General features: G+C 68.3%; 8 protein-coding genes and 1 pseudogene. 6 read left to right on the top strand and 3 right to left on the bottom strand.

Annotated features, from left to right (window positions below; translation table 11 throughout):
* From A9X05_RS11240 to A9X05_RS11215, 6 genes and pseudogenes are all read left to right on the top strand, one after another.
* Positions 1-1,686 (top strand): annotated as a pseudogene (locus A9X05_RS11240) (murein biosynthesis protein MurJ); the annotation flags it as partial.
* 63 nt (positions 1,687-1,749) lie between these two features.
* The gene (gene sigM, locus A9X05_RS11235; protein ID WP_067756342.1) at positions 1,750-2,361 is read left to right on the top strand and encodes an RNA polymerase sigma factor SigM; all 612 of its coding nucleotides are present in this window, start codon (positions 1,750-1,752) and stop codon (positions 2,359-2,361) included.
* A complete protein-coding gene (locus A9X05_RS11230; protein ID WP_067756339.1) occupies positions 2,354-3,082 on the top strand; it encodes a hypothetical protein in 729 nt (242 codons plus the stop codon). The genes sigM and A9X05_RS11230 overlap by 8 nt, the downstream gene beginning before the upstream one ends.
* A gap of 90 nt (positions 3,083-3,172) precedes the next feature.
* The gene (trxB, locus tag A9X05_RS11225) at positions 3,173-4,180 is read left to right on the top strand and encodes a thioredoxin-disulfide reductase (protein WP_067781336.1); all 1,008 of its coding nucleotides are present in this window, start codon (positions 3,173-3,175) and stop codon (positions 4,178-4,180) included.
* Entirely contained in the window at positions 4,177-4,530 is a 354-nt protein-coding gene (trxA, locus tag A9X05_RS11220; protein ID WP_067756334.1) for a thioredoxin, read from the top strand. The genes trxB and trxA overlap by 4 nt, the downstream gene beginning before the upstream one ends.
* 133 nt (positions 4,531-4,663) lie before the next feature.
* Positions 4,664-5,884: an N-acetylmuramoyl-L-alanine amidase gene (locus A9X05_RS11215; RefSeq protein WP_067756331.1), complete on the top strand. Its 1,221-nt coding sequence runs from the start codon at positions 4,664-4,666 to the stop codon at positions 5,882-5,884.
* On the opposite strand, the gene A9X05_RS11210 is transcribed toward A9X05_RS11215, so the two are convergent.
* The 3 genes from A9X05_RS11210 to A9X05_RS11200 all read right to left on the bottom strand — a co-directional run.
* A complete protein-coding gene (locus A9X05_RS11210; protein ID WP_067756328.1) occupies positions 5,881-6,633 on the bottom strand; it encodes an acetyltransferase in 753 nt (250 codons plus the stop codon). The two genes, A9X05_RS11215 and A9X05_RS11210, sit on opposite strands and share 4 nt — an antisense overlap.
* Positions 6,634-6,898: 265 nt before the next feature.
* Positions 6,899-7,882 (bottom strand): ParB/RepB/Spo0J family partition protein, encoded by a 984-nt coding sequence (locus tag A9X05_RS11205; protein ID WP_067756325.1) that lies wholly within the window; start codon positions 7,880-7,882, stop codon positions 6,899-6,901.
* A 23-nt stretch (positions 7,883-7,905) separates the two neighbouring features.
* On the bottom strand, positions 7,906-8,604 hold a 699-nt coding region (locus A9X05_RS11200), incomplete at its 5' end, for a ParA family protein (RefSeq protein WP_067781333.1).

Raw genomic sequence — 8,604 nt, 5'->3', positions numbered from 1 at the left:
GTGACCGACCGCCCTATCGAGAGTGCCGCGTCGGGTGCCGAGCTGCCACGACCGGTTGCCGACGACTTCCAGCCCGACATCCCCGCCGAACGCCCGCCGGAATCACCGGCGCCGCGCCCGTCGAATGGCGACCTGCCACCCGAAGCGCGGCGCGGTCCGGCCCCGTTCGACGCGCCCAGGGATCGCGGCGGGGACCCGTCGGGAGACGACGTCCACCTGGTTCCCGGCGCCCGCATCGCCGGTGGCCGCTACCGGCTGCTGGTCTTCCACGGCGGAGCGCCGCCCCTGCAGTTCTGGCAGGCGCTGGACACCGCGCTGGACCGGCAGGTGGCGCTGACGTTCGTCGACCCTGACGGGGCGTTGCCGGACGACGTGCTGCAAGAGATCCTGTCCCGCACGCTGCGCCTGAGCCGGATCGACAAGCCGGGCATTGCCCGGGTGCTCGACGTGGTCCACACCGGGCACGGCGGCCTGGTGGTCTCCGAGTGGGTGCGCGGCGGTTCGCTGCAGGAGGTGGCCGACACCGCGCCGTCTCCCGTCGGCGCCGTCCGCGCCATGCAGTCGCTGGCCGCGGCCGCCGACGCGGCCCACCGGGCCGGCGTCGCATTGTCGATCGACCACCCGAGCCGGGTCCGCGTCAGCATCGAGGGCGACGTCGTCCTCGCTTACCCGGCCACCATGCCCGACGCGAGCCCGCAGGCCGATATCCGCGGCATCGGCGCCGCGCTGTATGCCCTGCTGGTCAATCGGTGGCCGCTCACCGAGTCCAGCGTGCGTAGTGGGCTCGCCCCGGCCGAACGGGATTCGACGGGCCAGCCCGTCGAACCGATGATCATCGACCGCGGCATTCCCTTCCAGATTTCGGCCGTCGCAGTGCGGGCGGTTCAGGAAGACGGCGGGATACGCAGTGCCTCAACACTTTTGAACTTGTTGCAGCAGGCGACCGCGGTGGCCGACCGGACCGAGGTGCTGGGTCCGATCGATGATTCGCCCGCGCCGGCGACCGCCCGCGAATCCGTGGCCCCGGACGAAGAAACGTTCGCGCGGCGGCGCCGCAACCTGCTGATCGGCATGGGCGCCGGCCTTGCGGTCATCATCGTGGCCCTCCTGGTCTTGGCGTCGGTGGTGAGCAAGATCTTCGGCAACGTCGGTGGCGGCCTGAACAAGGACGAGCTCGGGCTGAACGGCCCGTCCTCGTCCACCTCGGCGTCGGCCCCGAGCTCGGCGGCCGCCGGCAGCGTCGTGAAGCCGACCAAGGCGACGGTCTACTCGCCCGACGGTGACGCCGACAACGCGAGCACGGCCGGTCAGGCGATCGACGGCGATCCCACCACCGCATGGGCCACCGAGGTCTACACCGACGCCGTCCCGTTCCCCAACTTCAAGCAGGGTGAAGGGCTCATGCTGCAGCTTCCGAGCGCGACGGTGATCGGCCAGGTCACCATCGACACACCCAGCAGCGGGACCAAGGTCGAGATCCGCTCGTCGTCCACGGCGTCACCGGCGTTCCTGAACGACACCACCGTGCTGGCGCCCGCGTTCACACTCAAGCCCGGCCACAACGTGATCCCGGTGCGAGCCGGGTCCCCGACCTCGAACCTGTTGGTGTGGATCTCCACCTTGGGAACCACCAACGGCAAGAGCCAGGCCGGTTTTTTCGAGATCACGGTCCAGGCCGCTTCCTGACCGGCTCACAGATCCGCCCGATGGTGAAGTGCCGCCCCACCACCAATTGGTTAGTGTCCGGCCGTGGGCTCCCGGGGAGACATCCAGCGCGAACGCAGTGATGCCGAGCTCTTGGCCGCGCATGTCGCCGGTGACCGCCACGCCTTCGGCGAACTGTTCCTGCGCCACCAACGCCAGCTGCACCGCCTCGCCCGGCTCACCACCCGTACCGCCGAGGACGCCGAGGACGCGCTGCAGGACGCCATGCTCTCGGCGCACCGCGGCGCCGGTGCGTTCCGGCATGACGCCGCCGTCGGCAGTTGGTTGCACCGCATCGTCGTCAACGCGTGCCTGGACCGGCTGCGGCGCATCAAGTCTCACCCGACCGTCCCGCTGGAGGACGTCTACGCGGTGGCGGATCGGACCGCCCAGGTCGAGACCGCGATGATGGTGCAGCGCGCCTTGATGCGGCTGCCCGTCGAGCAGCGGGCCGCGGTGGTGGCGGTCGACATGCAGGGCTACTCGGTGGCCGATACCGCCGCGCTGCTGGGTGTCGCCGAGGGCACCGTCAAGAGTCGATGCGCCCGGGCGCGCGTGCGCCTCGCCGAACTTCTCGGCTACCTGAACGCCGCGGCCGACCCGGCCCCACCCATGGCCGTCAAGCGACCCATGACGGACACTGGGGCGGATGGGTGAAGCCGACGACCATGGCGACGAGCCGCCCCTGACGGTTGAGCTCCTCGCCGACCTGCAGGCCGGCCTGCTCGACGACGAATCCGCGGCCCGCGTGCGTCAACGGGTTCGCGACGACCCGGAGGCCGAGAAAGTCCTGCGCGCCCTCAACCGGGCCCGCAGCGACGTCGCCACGTTGGGGGCCACGCCGGCGCCCGACGTACCTCCCGAGGTGACCGCCCGGATCTCGGCCGCGCTGGAATCGGCGGAAACCGGCCAGCCCGTCGCGCACTCCGCCCGGCCGCGGGTTGGGCCCGCGCGGGTGGTCGCCGGGGTGGCCGGCGTCGGTGCCCTGCTCGCGGCGGTCGGCGTGGGCACCGCGGCGCTGATCGGCGCGCCCGAGCCCGCCCCCAGCACCGGGGTGACCGCCGAGCACATCACGGTGTCGACGCCGCCGATGGCCATCCCGCTGTCGCGGGACGAGATTCTCGGCCTGCTTACCCAGGCGCCGGACTACGGCCCGCTCGGCGACCCGGCGCGGCGCGCCTCCTGCCTCACCGGGCTGGGCTACCCGGCGTCCACGCAGGTGCTGGGCGCCCGGCCGGTCGAGATCAACGCTCGCCCCGGCGTTGTGCTGGTGGTGCCGGGCGACGCTCCCCGCAGCCTGGCGGTTTACGCGGTCGCACTGAACTGCAGCGCCGCCGACACCGGCCTGTTGGCCAACACGGAGATCCCCCGCCCTTAGTGTGGTGCGATGGGTTGACCGACGTCCGGGAACAGCGGTGCCTACGCTGGCGTTTGTACGAATCCAGGGACGATTTCTTGAAAGGGTTCTATGACCGCCGACACTGTGCACGACGTGATCATCATCGGTTCGGGTCCCGCTGGGTACACCGCCGCGTTGTATGCGGCGCGGGCGCAGCTGGCCCCGGTGGTCTTCGAGGGAACGTCGTTTGGTGGCGCGTTGATGACCACCACCGAGGTGGAGAATTTCCCCGGATTCCGTGACGGCATCACCGGCCCGGAGCTGATGGACCAGATGCGCGAACAGGCGCTCCGGTTCGGGGCCGATCTGCGGATGGAAGACGTCGAGTCGGTGTCGCTGGACGGGCCGGTCAAGTCGGTGACCACCGCCGAAGGCGAGACTTTCCGCGCGCGGGCGATCATCTTGGCCATGGGCGCGGCGGCGCGGTACCTCGGGGTGCCCGGCGAGCAGGAGCTGCTGGGCCGCGGCGTGAGCTCGTGTGCGACCTGTGACGGGTTCTTCTTCAAAGATCAAGACATCGCGGTGATCGGTGGCGGCGACTCCGCGATGGAGGAGGCCACCTTTTTGACCCGGTTCGCGCGCAGCGTCACCCTGGTGCACCGCCGCGACGAGTTCCGCGCGTCACGCATCATGCTGGAACGCGCCCGGGACAACGACAAGATCACCATCTTGACCAATAAGGCCGTGCTCGGCGTCGACGGTGATCAGACGGTGACCGGTTTGCGGTTGCGCGACAACGTGACTGGGGAGGAATCCACTTTGCCCGTGACGGGCGTCTTCGTGGCGATCGGTCACGACCCACGCTCGGAGTTGGTCCGCGATGTGCTCGACACCGACCCCGACGGGTACGTATTGGTCAAGGGCCACACGACCGCCACCTCGATCGAAGGCGTCTTCGCGGCAGGCGACTTGGTGGACCGCACCTACCGGCAGGCCATCACCGCCGCCGGCAGCGGCTGCTCGGCGGCCATTGACGCCGAACGCTGGCTGGCCGACCACGCCGAATCGAGCTCGGCCGCCCAAAGCGACGCAACCGAATTTCCTGGCAGTACTGAGATGATTGGAGCACCTCAATGACCGACGCCGAAAAAGCCGGGGCCACAATCGAAGTCTCTGACGCATCGTTCTCCACCGAGGTGTTGTCCAGCAATAAGCCTGTGCTGGTTGACTTTTGGGCCACGTGGTGTGGGCCGTGCAAGATGGTCGCGCCGGTTCTCGAGGAGATCGCAAGCGAGCGAGGCGAGCAGCTCACGATCGCCAAGCTCGACGTCGACGCCAACCCGGTAACCGCGCGTGATTTCCAGGTCGTCTCGATTCCGACCATGATCCTGTTCAAAGACGGCCAACCGGTGAAGCGGATCGTCGGTGCCAAGGGCAAGGCGGCGCTGCTGCGCGAGCTCTCGGACGCGGTTCCCAACCTGAGCTGATCCTGGATTAAGTCGCCGCACCACGCCCCGCGTTCAGCCTGGGGTTTTCCCGATTAGGCGATCCATCTGCGACAATTGCTGTTAGCTGTTGCCCAGATGTGAGCCTGTCAATGTGTCCCGGAGGGCATTTGGTATGTCGAGTCCGCGCCGTGAATACGGCGATGCGCTGCGCTGTGGTGACCGCAGCGCAGCTGTGACCGAAATCCGGGCGACGCTGGCAACGCTAGGGCTGCTCGACACCCCGGAGGACGAACTCACCACCGGCCGGCTTGTGCCCGCCGAGGTTTTCGACGTCGAACTCGACCAGGCGGTGCGGGCCTTCCAGCAGCACCGCGGCCTGCTGGTCGACGGCATCGTCGGCGAGGCCACCTACCGCGCGTTGAAGGAGGCGTCCTACCGGCTCGGCGCGCGCACGCTCTATCACCAGTTCGGTGCCCCCCTCTACGGTGACGACGTCGCGACGCTGCAGGCCCGGCTTCAGGACCTCGGTTTCTACACCGGCCTGGTCGACGGACACTTCGGATTGCAGACGCACAACGCCTTGATGTCCTATCAGCGTGAGTACGGGCTGGCCGCAGACGGCATCTGTGGCCCAGAAACGTTGCGTTCCTTGTATTTTCTGAGCTCCCGAGTCACGGGCGGCTCCCCGCACGCGATTCGCGAAGAAGAGCTGGTCCGGCGCTCCGGGCCGAAGCTGTCGGGCAAGCGGATCATCATCGATCCGGGCCGCGGCGGCACGGACCTCGGAGAGCTGATGCACGGCCCGTCGGGACCGGTCAGCGAAGCAGACGTGTTGTGGGACTTGGCGAGCCGGCTCGAGGGACGGATGACCGCCATCGGCATGGAGACCTTCCTTTCGCGACCGGTCAACCGCAGCCCGTCCGACGCCGAACGCGCCGCCACGGCCAACAACGTCGGGGCGGACCTGATGATCAGCTTGCGCTGCGAGAACCAGCCCAGCCCCGCGGCCAACGGCGTCGCTTCCTTTCATTTTGGGAACTCACACGGCTCGGTCTCCACGATCGGGCGCAACCTCGCGGACTTCATCCAACGAGAAGTGGTGGCCCGCACGGGGTTACGGGATTGCCGGACACATGGCCGGACGTGGGATCTGCTGCGCCTGACCCGGATGCCGACCGTACAGGTCGACGTCGGCTACATCACCAATCCGAACGATCGCGCGATGCTGATCTCCACGCAAACGCGCGACGCCATCGCCGAAGGAATTCTCGCCGCGGTCAAGCGGCTCTACCTGCTGGGCAAGAACGACCGACCGACCGGTACTTTCACCTTCGCCGAACTGCTGGCTCACGAACTGTCGGTGGAGCGGGCCAGCCGGCTCGGCGGCTCCTAGCCGATCTCGACGCCGCGCAACGTATTTCCCGCGGCGGTCCCGGCTCCGACCGGCTCTTGCAACTGTGCGTTTTCCAGCAGTCGCTCCAGGGCCGCCTCGACTTCGGCCTTCCATCCCAGGCCTTTGTCCAACTCGAGTCGCAGCCGCGGAAAGTACGGATGCGGCGCGACCACAACGAAACCCGCGGCCTGCAAGAATTCGGCGTCCAGCACGCAATTGTCCACCGAGCAATCACCAACGGCCTCCAGCACCGGCCGCACGTCCGGGCTTGCCGCCTGCGGATCCTGCAACTCCGAGGCCGCCGGGGTGCGTCCGAAGGCTTCCAGGGCCCGCACCCCGCGCCGGACCAGTTCATCGATCACCCGGGCGAGGAGACCATGCGGCAGGTCGTCGGTGGCTTGCCCCGGCTCGATACCCATCGACGTCAGCAGGACCGCGTCCGCGGACACGGGAGCGGTGGGGAATCGCTGGGCGCGCGGCACCGCCCGCGGCGGCGCGTAGAAGACATAGCCCAGGCACGGCGGTTCGCTGTGGCTTCTGTCGTCGGTGACCGCGGTCGCGACCTGACCGCACGAGCCCCACTCCAGCATGACCATCGACAGCCACGCTTCCTTCTCGAACTCGGGGTCGGCGAGGTGGTCCTGGTTACCGAGGGTCGCCGGGTCGACCTCCCAGTACACGCAGCGGCGCGCATGCTTGGGAAGCTGCTCGAACGCCTCGAGGCGCAACGGTGTGATTCGAGCGGACACTAGCCTCCTGGCTCCTGTGCGGTACTGCAGCCAATTGCACCGGCAACCCCTCCAGGATAGGAGAGGATGTCGCAATCGGGCCAGCTTTGGCCGCGAGGGGCCGGTCCCGGCCCAGGCACGGTCGGCGCGTTAGCGTCTCACCCGTTTCGTTACCGAAAATCCTTGAAACGCATGCGCTTTCGTAATGCCGCGACGACGAGCCCCGGTCGTTGCCGGTCCGTGACCGCTCCGGTGTCACAGTGACGTAATTACAGGGTATGGCGGGTCATGCTTTCGCGGCGGTCATCATGTCGATAATTCGCTGCAAATCGTCAACGGACCCGAACTCCACGACGATCTTGCCCTTGCGCTTGCCCAGGCTGACCGTCACCCGCGTGTCGAAGGCGTTCGACAACCGCTCGGCCACCTCCTGGAGGCCGGGCATCTGGATCGGCTTGCGACGCTGGGGTGCGGGGGTGGTCGCGCCGGCCCGATTCGCCAGCGTCACCGCCTCCTCGGTCGCCCGCACTGACAGTCCCTCCGCGACGATCCGGCTGGCCAGTTCCTCTTGCGCCTCGGGCCCGGCTTCCAGCGACAAGAGGGCGCGGGCATGGCCGGCCGACAGCACGCCCGCCGCCACCCGCCGCTGCACCGGGATCGGCAGCTTGAGCAACCGGATCATGTTGGTGATCAGCGGTCGCGAGCGGCCGATTCGGGAGGCGAGTTCGTCGTGGGTGACGCCGAATTCGTCGAGCAGCTGTTGGTATGCCGCCGCCTCTTCCAAGGGGTTCAACTGCACCCGGTGGATGTTCTCGAGTAGCGCGTCGCGGAGCAGATTGTCGTCGCCCGTTTCGCGCACGATGGTGGGGATGGTGGCGAGCCCCGCTTCTTGGGCCGCCCGCCAGCGCCGCTCCCCCATCACGATCTGATAGCGGGGTCCCGTCTTGGCGCCGGGAACGGCACGCACGACGATCGGCTGCAGCAATCCGAACTCGCGGATGGAGTGCACCAGTTCGGAGAGCGCCTCGTCGTCGAACACCTGCCGCGGCTGGCGTGGGTTGGGCTCGATGTCGGACGGCGCGATCTCGCGATACACCGCGCCCGCCGGGGCCAGGTCGGGTCCCGGTCCCCCGATCAACACGTCGGCCGCCGCATCCCCCATCCGCGGGCCCAGGGTCGCGGGACCCGAGTCGCCCTCGGCGGGGCCCGTCGGGATCAACGAAGCGAGGCCCCGGCCGAGGCCGCCCTTCTTGCGTAACGGCTGCGTCATGGTCGTCCCTTCACGGCTGGTGGTCAATCACGTTCGGCGAGCTCGCGGCTCGCGTCGAGGTAGCTCATCGCCCCGCGCGATCCGGGGTCGTAGTCGATGATGGTCATGCTGTAGCCCGGCGCCTCCGAGACTTTGACGCTGCGCGGGATCACCGTGCGCAGCACCTTGGCTCCGAAGTAACGGCGCACCTCTTCGGCGACCTGGTCGGCCAGCTTGGTCCGGCCGTCGTACATCGTGAGCACCACGGTGCTGACGTTGAGCTGCGGGTTGAGGTGTGCCTTGACCATCTCGATGTTGCGCATCAGCTGGGACACGCCCTCCAGGGCGTAGTACTCGCACTGGATCGGAATCATCACCTCGGGCGCGGCGACGAGCGCGTTGATGGTGAGCAGCCCCAGCGACGGCGGGCAGTCGACGAAGACGTAGTCGAAGTCGAGATCGTCCAGGTCGGCCAGGGCCGTCCGCAACCGGTTCTCGCGCGCCACCATGCTGACCAGTTCGATCTCGGCACCGGCCAAGTCGATGGTGGCCGGTACGCAGAACAGGCGGTCATTGTGGGGGCTGCGCCGCAGGGCGTCCTTGACGGAAACCTCGCCGATGAGCACCTCATACGACGAGGGCGTACCGGATTGCCTGTCGGTGATGCCGAGCGCCGTGCTGGCGTTGCCCTGCGGGTCGAGGTCGATGACCAAGGTCTTGAGCCCCTGCAGGGCGAGCGCGGC

The organism is Mycobacterium sp. E3298 (genome assembly GCF_001666895.1).
Lineage (GTDB): Bacteria > Actinomycetota > Actinomycetes > Mycobacteriales > Mycobacteriaceae > Mycobacterium.
This window is presented reverse-complemented; position numbering and strand designations above follow the sequence as displayed.

What these genes read in the sequence shown, in the direction of transcription:
- trxA (WP_067756334.1), top strand. Translation starts at nt 4,177, where the DNA reads ATGACCGACGCCGAAAAAGCCGGGGCCACAATCGAAGTCTCTGACGCA.
- A9X05_RS11215 (WP_067756331.1), top strand. Translation starts at nt 4,664, where the DNA reads ATGTCGAGTCCGCGCCGTGAATACGGCGATGCGCTGCGCTGTGGTGAC.
- trxB (WP_067781336.1), top strand. Translation starts at nt 3,173, where the DNA reads ATGACCGCCGACACTGTGCACGACGTGATCATCATCGGTTCGGGTCCC.
- A9X05_RS11205 (WP_067756325.1), bottom strand. Translation starts at nt 7,882, where the DNA reads ATGACGCAGCCGTTACGCAAGAAGGGCGGCCTCGGCCGGGGCCTCGCT.
- A9X05_RS11230 (WP_067756339.1), top strand. Translation starts at nt 2,354, where the DNA reads ATGGGTGAAGCCGACGACCATGGCGACGAGCCGCCCCTGACGGTTGAG.